The following is a 16,052-nucleotide window of genomic DNA, read 5'->3' as shown; positions in this document are numbered from 1 at the left end:
TTCGTGCCCGGCTTGGACCACCTGACCACAGCTCTGGAGACCCATCCCAAGCCGGAGATGGACGACGAGCTGGAACTGGCCGAGCGCGAACGTGAGCAGGTGGTCGCCGACCACCCGCTGAACGAGTGGACACAGCTGCCACTGGAACGCTTCGCGATCGGCACGGGTGAACCGTCGTTCTGCGCGGCGATGGAGGACGGCACCCCGCACCTGGGCAACATCAAGGGCGGGAGCTTCGCCAAGTACGTCATCTTCCGGCGCGAACGCAGCCAGGAGTGGTACACCGCAGGCTCTCGCGGCTTCTCCGCGCCGGAGAGGTCGTGGACGGTGTTGAGGGACCAGCTCGTGGAGGCGCTGCTCGACGGTGATTTCGCAGAGGCACCGCTCCTGCGCCACGGGCAGTCACTTGTCACCAAGGCGCTTCACACCTACGCGCCGGAGTCCTACCTGCCGATCTACTCGGCGGCGGACCTGCGTGCAGTCATCCAGCTCCTCGGTCACACCCCGACCTCCAACGGCCTGGTGTGGGAGCTCAACCTCCAGCTGAGGGAGGCGGTTGACGCACATCCGGTGCTCCGGCGCTGGAAGTACGCCGAGGTCGTCCGCTACCTGCACGAGCACTTCCTCGCACCCGTCTCCGCCAAGACGATCATCAAGATCGCGCCTGGACGTGGCGGCCGGTACTGGGACGAGTGCCTGCGGGACGAGGTGATCCGCGTCGGCTGGGACCGGGTCGGTGACCTCAGGCAGTACACGACCGGCGGAGAACTCGCCCTCGCGCTCGCCGAGGAGTACCCCGACAAGTCCGCGCAGTCCCACCGCGCGAGCGCGACCCGGCTGTTCCAGTACTTCCGCGATCTCCCGGCGGGCGCGAAGGTCATCGCGAACCAGGGCAAGTCGAAGGTGCTCGCCGTCGGCACCGTCACCGACCGCGGCTACCGCTACGACCCGGGGATCGAGCACTACCGCCACACCGTCTCGGTCGACTGGGACCCCTCGTACGAACAGGATCTCGACGCGCCGGTCGGAGCCTGGCTCCGCACGTTCGCGCCGGTGCGACCGGCACTGTGGAACACCATCAGCGCGAAAGCCGTCCCCGGCGCGGCCGCCCAACCCGTTCCGGTGCCGGAGGACGTCGAGGACGTCATCCGCGGCCTGGAACGCAAGAACCAGGTCGTCCTCTTCGGCCCGCCGGGTACCGGCAAGACCCGGCTGGCCTTCGCCGCGGCGGCGGAGTTCGCCGGCGACCGGGTCACGCACACGACGTTCCACCCGTCCTACGGCTATGAGGACTTCGTCCTCGGCTACCGGCCGACCGAGACGGAGGGTGGCGGTCTGTCGCTGACACTCGCCAAGGGCGTGTTCTACCGGGTCTGCGAGCGGGCGCGGAACGAGCCGAACCACGTCCTGGTCATCGACGAGATCAACCGCGCGGACCTGCCGCGGGTGCTCGGCGAGCTGGTCACCTACCTGGAGAAGGACAAGCGCGGCAAGGAGTTCCAACTCTCGACAGGGGACGAACCGTTCAGCGTTCCGGCGAACGTCTACATCATCGCCACCATGAACACCGCCGACCGCAGCGTCTCCCACCTGGACGCCGCGATCCGCAGGCGGTTCGAGTTCCAGCCCGTGCGCACCGATTACGAGGTCATCGCGGGCGCGGTGGGCCCTCTTGAGCTCGGGGTCTTCCTGACCGAGCTCAACGGCCGGATCGCCGAACACCTCAGCCCCGACCACGAGATCGGGCACGCGTTCTTCCTGCGCGACGACAAACCGCTCGACAACGAGCGCGACGTCCACTCGGTGTACTTCCACGACGTGCTGCCGTTGCTGGAGGACTGCACGAGCAACGACCAGGTCCTCCTCGAAGCGGTCCTCGGCAAGGCCAAGGTCGGCCCGGAGACCACTCCCGGTGACCTGCTGGAGGTGCTGGCGAAGGAGTTCAGCGCGGACGCGGACACGAATGAATAAGTTCCGTGAGCAGCACACGACCCTGCTGGACTTCGAGCTCACCGAAGCGGATCTGCGCAAGTTGGACGGCCCGGAGCTGAGGAAGTACTTCACGCCACGCCCGACCGCCAAGGGCACGACCCTGACCGTCCGCAAGGTCGTCGGCCTCCTCAAGCTGGACAACGCCGACCTGGTCATCGAGCCGAAGGTTCCGGTGAGCGGCGAGATGTTGCTGCACTGGCTGCATTATGCGGCGAACCGGGACCACCCGGTCTCGTCGCAACGGCGCGGGTGGGACGCCGACGGGGACTACTTCCCGGACATGGCGGTCGAAGCGTTGCTCGACGAGTGCCGGACGTTGCTGCGCGACCAACTGCGCAAGGACTACCAGCCGCGACAGACCGTCGAGGCGGCTGTCCGGGGCAGGCTCGACCTCACCCGCCAAGCCACCCACCGCTTCGGGATGCTCGACCGGCTGCACGTCCGCACGTTCGACCGCACCGTGCAGATCTGGGAGAACGAGGTGTGCGGCGCCGCTCTGCGGCACGCCGCGAAGACCGCCACCACCGCGAAGCTCCGCCAGCAGGCCAGGCAGCTCTCCACCGAGTTCCCGCTCTGCACTGCCGAGGTCGCCCGCTCGACGCTCGCCAGGTCGCGGCACAACCGGCTGAACCTCCGGTACCGGGCCGCGCACGCGTGGGCCGAGGTGGTGCTCAGGGCCGGCGGCGTCTCGGAGCTGTTCCTGCCGCGCACGCTGGTCGGTGAGTCGCACCTGTTGGTGATCGAGAAGGTGTGGGAACGAGTGGTGCACCGGATGGTCGGCAGCCCGGCGACGATCGAAGGGGTCATGGTGCACCGGTACGGCGACCGGGCGCGGCCTTACCGCCCGGACGCCCTGGCCGAACGGCTGCCGGTCGACGCGAAGTGGAAGGACTACGACCGGCGTGCCGTCACCCGTGAGGACGTCCACCAGCTGCTGACCTACGCCCACGCCTACCAGCCCCACGACCCGCGCGCGGTCATCGTGCACCCGTCGATGGCCCCGACCGCGAAGCGCACGATCGACGTCAAGCACCTGGGCCGCCGGATCGCGGCCATCGACGTGATCGGCGTGGACGTCTCAGCACGGCCCGAAGAGAATTCCGCGACCCTGCAGGGCCTGCTTCACCGCTAGCCTGTTCAGACATGAAACCAATTCGCGTCTTGGCTCCCCTGCTCCTGGCCGCGAGTCTCGTGGCGCCCGTTCAGTCACGAGCGGACGAGGCGACCTGGACCGGTCCCCTCAGCACCCGGGGCCGGTGGATCGTCGACGCCCACGGTGACCGCTTCAAGCTCAGGTCCGGCAACTGGCACGGGGCCAGCGGCACCTGGAACGGCTCCGGCGACGTCAACGACCCCGCCACCCACCACGCGGGCGAGAAGGCCGACCAGGTCCCGCTCGGCCTCGACCGCACGACGATGGCCACGATCGTCAGCGGTTTCAAGGAGATCGGCGTCAACAGCGTCCGGTTGCCGTTCTCCAACCAGATGATCAAGGACACCCGTCCCGTCAACGGCCTGAAGGACGCGCAGCTCAACGGCAAGACGCCCCTGCAGGTCTACGACGCCGTGGTCGCCGAGCTGACGCGCAACGACCTCGCCGTCATCCTCAACAACCACACCACCACGTCGCGGTGGTGCTGCGGGGTCGACGGCAACGAGCGGTGGAACACCAGCCAGAGCACGGACCAGTGGATCACCGACTGGGCGTTCATGGCCAACCGCTACAAGGACGACAAACGGGTCGTGGGCGCCGATCTGTACAACGAGGTGCGCCGCAACGTCTGGGACGACCCGAACTGGGGCTGGGGCAACGACCACGACTGGCACAAGGCCGCGCAGCAGGCCGCGGACCGCATCCAGCAGACCGCCCCGGACCTGCTGGTGATCGTCGAGGGCATCAACTGGACCGGCATCCCGGTCGACGGCTTCGCACACGGACGGCCGACGCTGGAGCCCGCCCGGTTCCTCAGCCACACGCTCGCGAACCCCGAGAAGCTCGTGTACTCCGCCCACTTCTACGGCTACACCGGACCGAACCACAGCGGTGCCACCGGGATCGGCGAGACGACCGACCCGCGGTACCAGGACCTCTCACCGCAGGAGCACGTCAACGTCCTGCAACGGCAGGCCTTCTTCATCACCGAGGCGCAGAAGCACTTCACCGCGCCGTTGTGGGTCAGCGAGTTCGGCGTCGGTGGCCGGGAGGAGTCGAACCCCAGGGCACGCGACTGGTTCGAGCGGTTCGTGGACCACCTCGTGGCCACCGACACGGACTTCGCCTACTGGCCGCTGGTCGGGTTCCACGACAACCGGCGCGGCAACGGATGGGCGTTGCTGCACTGGGACGCCAACGGCAACCGCATGGGCGTCAACGACGGTGACGACTGGCGCGCGTCCGCGTGGAACCGGCTCGTCACCGCGCCGAGCCGCAGCGGGCAGGTCCCGCGCGAGACCCGCTGGAACCAGCTCGTCAAGGAGTCCTGCCCGCAGAGCCAGAAGCTCGTCGGCATCAGCCACACCGGCAACCGCGGCCTGTGCGTGAGCGGTCCACAGTGGAGCACGACCACGCGCGTCACCGACGAGCGGCACGTCACGAACGACTGGGCCGCCGGCTACACGAAGCTCCAGTGCCCGCAGGGCGGCGCCGCCGTCGGGTACGCGAACTTCACGCTGGTCTGCGCGCCCGTGGCGCAGGGCACGAGCACGCGCGTGCTGTGGTTCGACCGCGGTGACAACCGGCCGGACCAGGGCGGTGACTGGGCGAACGGGCACTACAAGGGGCAGTGCGCCCAGGACGAGCACATCGCCGGTGTCGCCTACGACTGGCGCAGGACGCCGGACGCGCTGCTCTGCCGGAAGTGAAGCCCGAAGTTCTCCAGGAACGCGGCTGCGGGGTCGTCCACCGGCGAGTCGACCCGGCAGCCGCGGGTGGTCACCACGAGCTTCTGGTCCGTCTGCGTCTTGCGCCCGTGCGGTGTCAGGACCGTCGCCCGCGGCGCGACCCGGAAGTGCGACTCCGGCGCGGTCTGCTGCCACCAGCAGGCCGGCACGAACTCGGCCAGCTCGCGCGGCCGGCGTTCGACCCGGTAGCGCAGCCGGTCCTCCTCGTACACGTCCACGTCGTCACCGTGGTCGACCAGGCGGTAGAGCCCGTGCGGGTCCTGCTGCTCCTCGCGCGAGTCCCACCGCAACGGGTGCAGCGTGAACGCGCCGAAGCCGACGTCGCACAGCCACTCGTGGTCCACCAGCAGCGTCAGGTGGCCGAACGGCGGCCCGAGCTCCTCACCGCCGAAGACCCGCACGGCCAGCAGGTCGACGTGATGTCCCAGGTGCCGCAACAGCTCCGCGAACAACCCGTTGAGCTCGTAGCAGAACCCGCCCCGCCGCTGCACCACTACCTTGTCGTACAGCCACGGGATCTCCAGCACGATCCGGATGTCCATGTGCGTGTAGAGGTTCTCGAACGGAACGCTGCGCAGGTGCGACTCCTGCAGCTGCGCCAGCGACGAGTCCCGCGAGGCACCGATGCGCTGTAGGTAGGCGTCCACCGTGTCACGATAGCCGCATGGGTGAGGTGAGGATCGGTACTTCGGGATGGGTCTACCCGCCCTGGCGCGGCAAGTTCTACCCCAAGGGCGTCACGCAGAAGCGCGAGCTGGCCTACCTGAGCGAGAGGCTCGGCTCGGTGGAGGTCAACGGCTCCTTCTACTCGCTGCAACGCCCGTCCAGCTACCAGCGGTGGGCCGCGGAGACGCCGGACGACTTCGTGTTCGCCGTCAAGGGCAGCCGGTTCATCACGCACATGAAGCGGCTCAAGGACGGCAACGACCTGCTCGCCAACTACCTGGCGTCCGGAGTCCTCGCGCTCGGGCCCAAGCTCGGCCCGGTCCTCTGGCAGCTGCCGCCCACGCTGCGCTACGACGCCGAGCTGCTGACGCACTTCTTCGCGGCCCTGCCCCGCACCACCGCCGAGGCAGCGGAGGTCGCGCAGCGGCACGACCACCGCGTCGACCCGGCGCACACCACCACCGACGCCGACCGGCCGATGCGGTACGCGCTGGAGATCCGCCACGACAGCTACGCCACGCCGGAGTTCCTCGACCTGCTGCGCCGCCACGACATCGCGCTCGTGATCGCCGACGCGGCCGGCAGGTACCCGTTGATCGAGGAGGTCACCGCCGGCTTCACCTACGTCCGGCTGCACGGCCACGACGAGCTCTACGTCAGCGGCTACACCGACGAGGGCCTCGACGAGTGGGCGGAGAAGATCAGGAAGTGGCGGGAGCACGGCGACGTGTTCGTCTACTTCGACAACGACGCGAAGGCGTACGCGCCGCGGGACGCGATGGCGCTTCAAGATCGGCTGGCCGACTGAGCCGAATGGCCGCACACTCTTTCCCGACGGAGGTGCGCCCATGTCGACGAAGAGCCTCATCGCCGCCCTGGCGGTCACTGCGGGCGCGGTTGCCTCCAGTGGGATCGCTGTAGCGCAGAGTGACAAGTCCTGTGACAAGGGCGAGTTCTGCGTGTGGGCGGGGCCGGACTACACGGGGACGGTCCAGCGCCTCGACCTGGAGACCGCGAACCCCGGCGAGTGCATCACGCTGAACGTGGTCGGCCGGTCCTTCGCCAACCGCCTGAGCAGGGACGCGAGCGTCTACCAGCGGGAGAACTGCTCGACCGAGGCCGAGTTCACCACGTATCCGAAGCACGGCACCTACGTGCCGGACGCGTACTTCGTCATCCGGGCGGTCGAGGTGTGGGGGCCTTGATCAGCCCGAGGTACTTTAGTCACCCTGGGTAACACCACTCGATCGTGTGAGTACCCGCCAGTAGGCCTTATTTGGTGCCTAAGTTGCCGCCCTATCGAGTGGTGGCAGCTGGAGGAAACGTGACCGTGGCGGGTGAAGCCGGGTTGCTCGAACCGATGGCCGGCCGACTGGCCCGAGACGACCTCACCTCACGTGCTGGAGCCCACCCCGACCCCGTCCGGCACGATCGACCTCCCCTGAAGGCATCCGGTGAAACTGCTGCTGTTCGCGGACCTGCACCTGGACACGCGCTTCGCGAGCGCCGGTCCGGCGCGGCGCCAGGCGTTGCGCGACACGTTGGGCCACATCGTCGAGCTCGCGGAGACCGAGTCGGTCGACGCGGTGCTGTGCGCGGGCGACCTGTACGAGCACGACCGCTGCTCCCCCGGCACCGCGGCGTTCCTGCGCGGCGCGTTCGACTGCTCGGTGCCGGTCTACCTGGCACCGGGCAACGACGACTGGTACGGCGCGGAGTCGGTCTACCAGCAGGTGGACTGGACGCCCAACGTGCACGTGTTCACCTCTGGCTGCTTCACCCCGGTGGCGCTGGCCGACGGCGTGACGCTGTGGGGCGCCGCGCACGTCGGTCCCGGTCCGACGCGCGACCTCCTGGAGGGGTTCACGGTCAACCGGTCCGGCGTGAACCTGGCGCTGTGCCACGGTTCCACGCCCGGTGACGTCGCGATCACCGGGCTGGACCACGCGTTCCTCGGGCACGTGCACACACCCGAGCACGCCACCCGCCACACCTTCCCTGGCAACCCGGACCCGTTGACGCCGGGCGAGACCGGTGAACGCGGCGCGGTGATGTGCACCGTGCACGACGACGGCACGGTGTCGCGCGAGGTGTTCGACGTGTCGGCGTCGCGGTCGCTCGGGCTGCCGGCGGAGGCGTCCGAGGCGTTCCCGTCGCTGGACTTCGACTCCGTTGCCGCCGAACGGACCGTGCGCGGCCAGTTCGTGCGCGACGTGCTGGCGGACCCCGCTCTGGACGTGGCGTTGCGCAGCCGTGTGCTGATGACCGGCTTGCGCGCCCTGGAGGAACGATGAGGATCGAGTCGGTCACCGCGCACGCCTTCGGGCCGCTGCACGACCGCACGCTGCCGCTCGCACCGGGCATGACCGTGGTGTCGGGCGTGAACGAGTCGGCGAAGTCGTCGTGGCACGCGGCGATCCGCGCGGCACTGTGCGGGGCGCCGGCCGCACGCCACCGCCCCTGGGAGGGCGAGTCGTGGCGGGTGGCGGCGACCGTGGCGCTGGAGTCCGGTGAGACGCTGACCGTGGACCGCGACCTGAACGACGACAGCGCGCTCGACGTCGCACGCCGGGTGGGCATGGACCGCAGCTCGTTCGCCGCGACCGCGTGCGTCGACCAGGCGCAGCTGCTGTCCGTGCTGGACTCGGCCGACGGCCTGCAGGAGCACCTGCGCCGGGCCGCCGCCACCGCGGGCGCGGACGGGACCGTCGAGCAGGCGCTGGAACGGCTCGTCGTGCCCGCCGAGGCCTTGCAGAAGGCCCGCAACCGCTTGCGGGAGGCGGAGACCGACCTCGCCGTGGCCCGCCGCGAGCACACCCGGTACGTGGAGCTGAGCGCTCGGGCCCGGCAGGCTTGCGCGGCGCGCGCCCGCGTGACCGTGCAGGAGCACGCCACCGAGCTGGAGGCGCTGGCCGCGCGGATCGCCCGTGTCCGCGAGCTGCAGGACCGCTTCGGCGACTCGCCGCCCTCCGGTCTGGCCGCCCAGGAGGAGCTCGCCGCCGCGGTGAACCGGGCGATGGCCGCATGGCGCGCCGCACCGGCACCGCGGACGCTGACCGGTCCGTCCGCCGCCACGCTGGAGGACGAGCTGGAGGCGTTGCCGGCGCGCCCGGACGGCGAGACGGCCGTCGACGACGAGCTGCGCGTGGTCGCCGGTGCGTACGAGGTGGCCGCCGCGGTCGCCGCCGCGCACCAGGAACGCCACCCGGCCGTCACCACCACCGCCACCCCCGATCAGCTGCGCGGGCTGGCCACGCGCATCGACCCCGCGAGCGGCGCCCGGCTCACGACGGCGTCACTCGCGGTGGACACGGCCCGGCAGGTGCAGGAGGGGGCGTCGGCCGGCGCGGCGCGTGCCCAGGTCGAGGCGGATGTGGCGGCCGCGCACGTGCAGGAGATCGCGATGCCGAACCCGTTCCTGCGCAACGCTCTTGTCGCGTTGAGCTGCCTGACGCTGCTGGTCGCCCTGCTGCTCGTCGTCATCGGTCAGCCCCTGGCGGCGGCGGGCGTCCTGGTGGCGGCCGTCGTGGCCGGTGTCGGCGGTTTCCTGTCCCGTGGCGACGCACCGGCCCGTGAGGCGGCGGTCGCCTTCGCCGCCGAGCGCGCGTCCGCGGTTTCCGAGGCCCGCGCCGCGTTGTTCACCGCCGACCGCGCCCTCGCCGAGGCCGAGGGTCAGCGCGGCGTCGCGCTGGAGGCCGTGCGCCTGCACGACGACGCCGCGGCCGAGTGCGCCGCACTGGGTGTCCCCGCGGACCGCGAGACGTTGTGGCGCTTGGCGAACCGCGCCGTGTGGGAGGCCGAGCACGCCGACCTGCTCACCGAGGTGGCCCGCACCGAGGAGGCCGTCCGCGCGGAGCTGGGCGCCCGCGGCAAGGTCGAGCCGGCGATGTCCGTGCCCGACCTGCTGGTGGACTACGAGACCGACTGCAAGGTCCGCTCCCGCCAGGCGCTGCTGGCCGCCCAACGCCCCCTGCTGGCCGCGGCGCTGGAGGACCGCCGCGTCGCGGAGGCCACCGTCGCCGAGGCCGTGGCGGCCCGCTCGAACGCCCTGGACCTGCTCCGCGCCGCCGTGCAGGCGATCGGCGGCTCCGGCGAGCGCCCGGAGGACCTGCTGCGCGCCATCGCCGACTGGCAACGCGGCTGGGACCGCCTGCTGCGCGAGGCCGAGGACGAGCGCAACGCCTGGGCCGAGCTCACCACCCTGCTCGCCGCCGAGAGCCTGGACGACATGGAGACCTCCCTGTCGGCGGCCCAGTCCCTGCACGCGACCCTGCTCGAAGCCGCCCGCCGCTACGCCGCCTGCGGCCCGGTCGACCCGGCACTGGCCGCCTCGGCGGACTCCCTCGCCGCCACTGTGACCGAGCTGGCGCGCACCCTGCCCAGCGTCCCGGAAGCCGAGGAGGCCGTGCAGGCGGCGAGCTCCACCGTCGCCGAGATCACCGCCGAGGTCGAGGCCGTCACCCTCGCGTTGCAGTACCTGACCGCGGCCCGCGACAAGGTCCACAGCACCATCGCACCGGCCCTGGAGGACACGCTCCGCACCTGGCTGCCGACCGTGACCGGGGGCCGCTACGTCGACGCCGCCGTGGACTCCGCCTCGCTGACCGTGCGGGTGCGCGCGGCCTCGGAGTCGTGGCACCAGGCCTCCCGCCTGTCCCTGGGCACGGCGGAGCAGGTCTACCTGCTGCTGCGGGTCGCACTGGCCCAGCACCTGGCCACCGAACCGTGCCCGCTGCTGCTCGACGACGTGACCGTGCAGGCTGACGACACCCGCACGCGTGCGGTGCTGGACCTGCTGCTGCGGTTGTCGGTAGACCGGCAGATCGTGGTGTTCGCCCAGGAGACGGCGGTGGTGGAGTGGGCCCGGGAACGGCTGGGTGACCGCGACGTGCTGCACCAGCTGACGCCGGTGGCCGCCTGACCCGCCCGGTGCGCCCTGGGCGGTCATGCGTTCCGTCGTGCGGCGACAAGAGCGGCGACGCGGTCCGCCGCCTCTTCCGGGTCCTCGTGCTCCCACACGCGGACGACGAGCCAGCCGGCGGAGGCGAGCTGCGCGTCGGTGTCGCGGTCCCGCACGACCACGCCGTGCAGCTTGACCTGCCACCACTCGCGGTTGGCCTTGGGCACCCGGCCGTGTTCCGGGCACGAGTGCCAGAAGCACCCGTCGACGAGCAACGCGATCCTGGCGCCCCGCAGCAGCACGTCGACGCGTCGGCGCCGGCTGGTGCCCGGTGCGACGACGTCGACGAGGTACCTCAGCCCGCGCCGGTGCAGCGCCCGCCGCACGGCGAGCTCCGGAGCGGTGCCCGTCCGGCGGGTCCGGCGCATGGTGCGCGACGTCGCCTCCGAGGTGGCGCTCGGGGCCGGACCAGCGTCGACGTAGCGGTACACGACGTGCGGTGTCCCGAAATTGTCAGACCCCGGCGCTACCGTCGTCCCATGACCAACGCCGCCTTCCGCAAGCTCACCCCCACCGCCGACGAGCGGCTGGCCGAGCTGGGCCTGCGCCTCGCGGTCCTGGACCGCGCCATCACCGCCGGCATCGACGCGCGCGCCGCGTCGCCCCCGTTCGGGCCGACGAACGCGCCGGGGCTGCTCGACTGGATCCACCGGGTCGGCACGCTGCGGCAGCTGCTGGCGGCGGAGGGCTGGGAGCGGCTCGACCAGTGGAACGCGGGCCTGGTCAGGCACCCGTCGCGGCCGATCCTGCTCGGCGCGATGCAGGGCAACCGCGGCACGGGGTCACCGGACGCGCCGTTGCGCAGCGACTACGCGAAGGGGCCCGCGATCGCGGCGATGATGCGCGACAACGACCACGACCAGTTCGCGTTGTTCGAGAGCGCGCGCAACGAGGGTCTGAAGCTGTGGTTCCTGGTCACCTACCCGCTGCAGCTGGAGGACCGGCTCGTGGTGCTGCGCGAGGTGTCGCAGCCCGAGCCGACGCCGCAGAACCAGGTGATCGACCGGTGGGCGCACCGCATCCCGCTGCCGCCGATGGAGTTCCCACAGCTCAAGGCTCCCAACGTCGACGGACCGGAGGAGGTGGACTTCTCCGTCGCGTTCCGCCGATAGCCGCCCCGCGTGGCACCACGCTGAGCGAGCGGTGAGAATGACCGGATCATGTTCACGCCGTCGCGACTCACGCTCGCCCGTACCCGGCGCGGTCTCACCGCGGCCGAGCTGGCGCGCAAGGCGGGGCTGACGACGAGCGCGGTCATCGAGTACGAGCGCGGGCAGCGCAGGCCGGCGCCAGCCACGCGGGAGGTGCTCGCGACGGCGCTCGGGTTCCCGGCGACGTTCCTGAGCGCGCCCGAGCCGGCGTTGCCGCAGTCGATCAGCACGACGCGGCCTGAAGCGGTGTGCGTGGCGCAGCTGGCGATCGAGTTCAGCGGGTGGCTGGAGCGCATGTTCGTGCTGCCGCAGCCGAACCTGCCGCGGCCGCGGACCGGTCCGGGTGAGGTGCGCCGGCAGTGGCGGATGAGCACCGGGCCTGCGCCGAACATGGTGCAGCTGCTGGAGTTCCACGGTGTGCGGGTGTTCTCGGTGGACTGCCCGGACGTCGGCGCGTTCTCGTGCTGGCACAACGGGACGCCGTACGTGTTCCTCAGCCCGGCGACGACGGCGGAGCGGGCGCGGTTCGACGCGGCGGCGGAGCTGGGGACGTTGCTCGGGCACGAGGACGCGCGGGAGTTCGCCGCGGAGTTCCTGCTGCCCGCCGGTCAGCTGCGGGGAACGCACCACCGGCACTGGCACGTGGACAAGAAGACGTTCGACGAGCGTGCGCGTGGCGTCGCCACCGTGCCGGCCGAGACGGAGGGCATGCCGCGGCGGGAGACGTCGAAGCTGCTCACCAAGGTGTTCCGGGCGTTGCGGGAGAACGGCACGACGCCGCACCAGGTGGCACGCGAGCTGACGCTGGGGTTGGAGGACCTCAACGGGCTCGTGGTCGGGTTGGTGCTGACCGCGTTGCCGGGTGGCGGAGAACCGGGACCGGTGCGCCGGGCACGCCTTACCCTGGTGCACTGACACGCCTGGGGGAAGCAATGCTGACGTTCCTGCGGTACCTGGTGGCCGCACCGCTGCTCGTCGCCAGTGCCGCGGGGGTGCCGATCGCCTGTCAGCTGCTGTCCGCGTACACGTTGCGGCGGTGGCGGGACACCCCGTTCGACGTCGGCGCGGAGCTGACCGAGCGGCTCACCGAGTACGACGGGTTCTGGCCGATCCCGCTGGCGCTGGTGCTGTTCGTGGTGTTGTGGCGGACGACGACGGTGTGGCCGCGGATCGCGTTGCTGCCGTCGGGGTGCATCGCGGTCGGCGGGCTGATCACCGCGGGGTTCACCGAGCTGCTGAGCACGGTCGCGGCGCTGGCGGCGCCGTTGGTGGCATGGACGCTGGCGTGGCTGGCGGCGCGGGTCGTGTCGCGGCCGGTCACCGGTGACGTGCGGCGGTCACCGGCCGAGGTCGGCGTGCGGCTGCGCGGCGGTGGGCGGCTGCGGGTGCAGTCGCGGCGGCTGCTGCTCGACAAGCTGCCGGCGCCGGTGCACGCGGCGGCCACGGTCAACCGGGTCGCGCTGCGGTTCGACCGGATCACCCACGTCGAGGTGGGGGACGTGCTGACGCCTGCGGTGTGGCGGTTCGCCAACTCCAGCGAGCTCACGGTCACGCCCGGCCCGGTGCTGCGGATCATCGGGGGCGGCCAGGAGTGGTTGCTGCCGTGCGACAACGCGGAGGAGCTGCGTCGCCTGGTCACCGAGCGCGCGGCGGTGCGCGCGCAGGCCGACCCGCGCCCGCCGCTGGAGAGCAGTCGGTGGGACCTGGCGAAGCCGCTGTGGAGCTTGAATGGCGACCCGGCCCAGCGCAACACGCAGAAGGTGCAGAACGGCCAGCACTGGTTGCTGGTGATGAGTGCCCTCACGACGGCGATGACGTTGTTCTCGGTGTACCGCGTCTTCACCACGAGCTGGGGTTATCTGATCGGCGTGGCCTTGTTCGGCGGCATCGGCTACGGGACCGCCCGCGCCTGGTGGAGCTTCGTCACGAGCCAGCGGCTCGCCGAGGAGAACCCGCGCTCGCCTCTCGCCGACGACCCCGATCCCCGTCACCTTCCGGTCACCGGCTGGAGTTCTTCGCCGGTTGCGTTAGGCCATATGAGCGATCTGTGAAACGCACCTCCCGGCTTTCCCGACACTCAGAGTGACGAGCGCACTGAGTCGGGAGGATGCCCGTGACGATGCAGCAACGCACAGAACCGTCGCCCGCCGCAGTCTTGATCGCCGTCGCTGTGCTCGCGCTGGTTCTGACCGTTGCCTTCGGCCCGCTGGGCTTCGTCATCGGTCTCGCACTGTTCGCGCTGATGTTCGTCGGCACGAAGAAGGGCTCGGTCGAGCCGATCGTGCCGACGCGCACCCGTTCCCGCATCCGCCGCCTGTCCACGGCGGGCCGGGTCGCGATCGTCGGGGAGGCGCACCACCAGGACGCCATCACCGAGGTGGCGCGGAACAACTCCGCGTTCGCCCTCGATCCGGCCGTGCCCAGCCTGGGCAGCCTCGACGTCGGCATCCCCGCGACCGCGGTGCTCGTGCCGGAGCCGGCCGGCCGCCACGACGAGCACGCCGTGCGGGTCGACCTGCTGCGCGGTGACGGTTCGGCGGTGACCGCCGGCTACCTGCGCACCGACCACGCGTACACCTACTACCCGCTGCTGCTCCAGCTCGCCGAACGCGGCGAGGTCGGCTCCTGCCCGGCCCGGATCATGGGCCAGCGGTACCTCGGCGTGCACCTGCACCTGGGCGACGCGCGGCTGTTGCTGCTCGACCACGAGGCGCTCGGCACCGCGCCGACATTGCCGGCCGAGAAGCAGATCGGCATCACGGACGAAGAAGCCCACCAGTACGTGCTGCACCGGGTGGTCAACGGCCGCACGCCCGTCCACGTCATCGCCGAGCTCCGCGACTGCCGCATCGCCAAGGGAACGCACACGGGCGAGCACACGCTCGAAGTGCTCCTCGAAGGTGAACGCATCGGCCAGCTCTCCCACACCACCGGTCTGCGCTACTACGAGATGGTGCAGAGGTGGCGAGCCCGGACCGGGCGCGCGCTCTGCGAAGCGATCATCGTCAACGAGGGCACGCGCGGCCTTCACGCGAAGCTGTTGCTGCCCAGGTAGTCCGCAAACGTTCGCGGTTCCCGGCCGAGCACCCTCCGCACACCATCCGACAGATGCGCTTCCACACCGGGGTCCTGCACGGCAGCTTCGAACGGGTCTCCGCCAGCTGAGCGGGTTGTCCGGCGGCACGACGTGCACCGCGGTCGTGCCTTCGAGCGACGGCTCCCAGGTGTCCGGAGTGGACCAGTCGAACCGCGTAGCTGACGACCGCGACGCGGGCTTGGCGGCCGGTCTTGCCGGTAGCTCCGAGCACGAGAACGGATGTGTTGATCGTCGATGTTGACATGACTCAGAGCTGATCAACGTTGATGTGGACACTCCATGCTCCGTCAACCTGTGTACTTGCTCGTCAGTCCACGTGGTAGTCAATGGTCATGAGTCAGCGTGATCTCGTGGACCTGAGGGACGCCTTGCGCGCGTTCGCCGCCGCCCGTGACTGGGACAGCTACCACACGCCGAAGAACCTGGTCATGGCGTTGTCCGCAGAGGTCGGCGAGCTGACCGACCTCTTCCAGTGGCTGACGCCGGAGGAGGCGAAGGACGCGATGAGCGATCCGCAGCTCGCCTGGAACGTGCGCGACGAGCTCGCGGACGTCATGCATTACTTGACGCGGCTGGCGGACAAGCTCGGCGTCGACCTCGTCGAGGCCGCGTTCGCGAAGATCGAGCGCAACGAGCGGCGGTTCCCCACCGGAAGCCTGGTTCCTGTTCCCGTGGACGACAACGTCGAGCAGGGTGAGCGTTGAGCCGGTAGGTCCTGCGGTTGGTCTGTTGATGGGCGAAGCGCCGTTCTCCGTGCGGTACCTCTGCGGCGTCGCGCGGAAGAACGGCGCCCCCGTGTTCAGCGCCGACAGGAGGACCTGGGCTCCGCGGCCACCACGTGGCGCGGTTCCCAGGGTTCTGACGCCGACCGCCGGCCCGCGTGGTGAGGCCGATGCGCTCGACGCGCTGCAGTCCCGCTAGAGGTACGTCAGCAGGAGGAGGATCAGGCACACCAGCAGCACGACGCCGAGCACTGCGGGCAGGAGTGACTGCGAGGACGGCGCGGGTTCGCGGGCGTGCCTGCCCCGCCTCCTGCGCGCTCGCCACCGCAAAGGTGCCTCCCCTGCCCACTGACCGTTCATGGCGATCACGGTAGGGACGGACGACCTGGGCCTGACGGCCGTCACCCGCTCGCCTGGAGCACATCACCCGGTCGGCCGCGCACTGCGCCGGCATTCCGCGGGGACACGAAAAAGCCCTGCGGGGAGCGCTTGTGGCGCTCAACCCGCAGGGCAAATTAAGTTCGGCGGCGACCTACTCTCCCACACCGTAACCAGTGCAGTAC

The 16,052-nt window shown here is 70.7% G+C and carries 15 protein-coding genes; 12 read left to right on the top strand and 3 right to left on the bottom strand.

From position 1 onward, the window contains the following. Nucleotides 1-3 precede the first annotated feature (3 nt). From ACZ7CD_RS35890 to ACZ7CD_RS35880, 3 genes are read left to right on the top strand one after another with little or no spacing between them, the layout of a single operon-like run. Nucleotides 4-1,971 (top strand): McrB family protein, encoded by a 1,968-nt coding sequence (locus tag ACZ7CD_RS35890; protein WP_470380644.1) that lies wholly within the window; start codon nucleotides 4-6, stop codon nucleotides 1,969-1,971. Next, nucleotides 1,964-3,124: an McrC family protein gene (locus tag ACZ7CD_RS35885; protein ID WP_470380643.1), complete on the top strand. Its 1,161-nt coding sequence runs from the start codon at nucleotides 1,964-1,966 to the stop codon at nucleotides 3,122-3,124. Before ACZ7CD_RS35890 ends, ACZ7CD_RS35885 begins: the two co-directional genes overlap by 8 nt. 11 nt (nucleotides 3,125-3,135) lie before the next feature. After that, nucleotides 3,136-4,854: a glycoside hydrolase family 5 protein gene (locus ACZ7CD_RS35880; RefSeq protein ID WP_470380642.1), complete on the top strand. Its 1,719-nt coding sequence runs from the start codon at nucleotides 3,136-3,138 to the stop codon at nucleotides 4,852-4,854. Here the strand turns inward: ACZ7CD_RS35880 and ACZ7CD_RS35875 are convergent. Continuing rightward, nucleotides 4,809-5,540: an arylamine N-acetyltransferase family protein gene (locus ACZ7CD_RS35875; protein ID WP_458433658.1), complete on the bottom strand. Its 732-nt coding sequence runs from the start codon at nucleotides 5,538-5,540 to the stop codon at nucleotides 4,809-4,811. The genes ACZ7CD_RS35880 and ACZ7CD_RS35875 overlap by 46 nt on opposite strands. 17 nt (nucleotides 5,541-5,557) lie before the next feature. Here ACZ7CD_RS35875 and ACZ7CD_RS35870 point away from each other — a divergent pair, with 17 nt between their 5' ends. The 4 genes from ACZ7CD_RS35870 to ACZ7CD_RS35855 all read left to right on the top strand — a co-directional run bounded on the left by ACZ7CD_RS35870 (nucleotide 5,558) and on the right by ACZ7CD_RS35855 (nucleotide 10,480). Next, nucleotides 5,558-6,367: a DUF72 domain-containing protein gene (locus tag ACZ7CD_RS35870; RefSeq protein WP_360399204.1), complete on the top strand. Its 810-nt coding sequence runs from the start codon at nucleotides 5,558-5,560 to the stop codon at nucleotides 6,365-6,367. Nucleotides 6,368-6,407: 40 nt separating this feature from the next. After that, entirely contained in the window at nucleotides 6,408-6,764 is a 357-nt protein-coding gene (locus tag ACZ7CD_RS35865) for a peptidase inhibitor family I36 protein (protein WP_360399207.1), read from the top strand. A 249-nt stretch (nucleotides 6,765-7,013) separates the two neighbouring features. Next, nucleotides 7,014-7,853, top strand: coding sequence for a metallophosphoesterase family protein (locus tag ACZ7CD_RS35860; RefSeq protein ID WP_458433659.1), 840 nt, complete (start codon nucleotides 7,014-7,016; stop codon nucleotides 7,851-7,853). After that, entirely contained in the window at nucleotides 7,850-10,480 is a 2,631-nt protein-coding gene (locus ACZ7CD_RS35855) for an AAA family ATPase (protein ID WP_470380641.1), read from the top strand. The genes ACZ7CD_RS35860 and ACZ7CD_RS35855 overlap by 4 nt, the downstream gene beginning before the upstream one ends. 23 nt (nucleotides 10,481-10,503) lie before the next feature. Here ACZ7CD_RS35855 and vsr read toward each other — a convergent pair whose 3' ends face one another. Beyond that, nucleotides 10,504-10,950, bottom strand: a complete 447-nt coding sequence (vsr, locus tag ACZ7CD_RS35850; RefSeq protein WP_470380640.1) for a DNA mismatch endonuclease Vsr — start codon at nucleotides 10,948-10,950, stop codon at nucleotides 10,504-10,506. A gap of 48 nt (nucleotides 10,951-10,998) precedes the next feature. Here vsr and ACZ7CD_RS35845 point away from each other — a divergent pair, with 48 nt between their 5' ends. The 5 genes from ACZ7CD_RS35845 to ACZ7CD_RS35825 all read left to right on the top strand — a co-directional run bounded on the left by ACZ7CD_RS35845 (nucleotide 10,999) and on the right by ACZ7CD_RS35825 (nucleotide 15,471). Continuing rightward, nucleotides 10,999-11,631: a hypothetical protein gene (locus ACZ7CD_RS35845; protein ID WP_458433662.1), complete on the top strand. Its 633-nt coding sequence runs from the start codon at nucleotides 10,999-11,001 to the stop codon at nucleotides 11,629-11,631. Nucleotides 11,632-11,679: 48 nt separating this feature from the next. Next, nucleotides 11,680-12,585: a helix-turn-helix domain-containing protein gene (locus ACZ7CD_RS35840; protein ID WP_470375815.1), complete on the top strand. Its 906-nt coding sequence runs from the start codon at nucleotides 11,680-11,682 to the stop codon at nucleotides 12,583-12,585. Nucleotides 12,586-12,602: 17 nt separating this feature from the next. Continuing rightward, a complete protein-coding gene (locus ACZ7CD_RS35835; RefSeq protein WP_470380639.1) occupies nucleotides 12,603-13,721 on the top strand; it encodes a hypothetical protein in 1,119 nt (372 codons plus the stop codon). Between the two features lie 104 nt (nucleotides 13,722-13,825). Then, nucleotides 13,826-14,725, top strand: a complete 900-nt coding sequence (locus ACZ7CD_RS35830; protein WP_470380638.1) for a hypothetical protein — start codon at nucleotides 13,826-13,828, stop codon at nucleotides 14,723-14,725. A 374-nt stretch (nucleotides 14,726-15,099) separates the two neighbouring features. Next, a complete protein-coding gene (locus ACZ7CD_RS35825; RefSeq protein WP_360399264.1) occupies nucleotides 15,100-15,471 on the top strand; it encodes a nucleotide pyrophosphohydrolase in 372 nt (123 codons plus the stop codon). Nucleotides 15,472-15,684: 213 nt separating this feature from the next. On the opposite strand, the gene ACZ7CD_RS35820 is transcribed toward ACZ7CD_RS35825, so the two are convergent. Then, entirely contained in the window at nucleotides 15,685-15,849 is a 165-nt protein-coding gene (locus ACZ7CD_RS35820) for a hypothetical protein (protein WP_360399267.1), read from the bottom strand. Nucleotides 15,850-16,052: the final 203 nt, after the last annotated feature.

The sequence above is a fragment of the Lentzea sp. NPDC036949 genome (assembly GCF_055608075.1).
The sequence above is the reverse complement of the archived record's forward strand: the minus strand, read 5'-3'. Positions and strand labels throughout refer to the sequence as shown.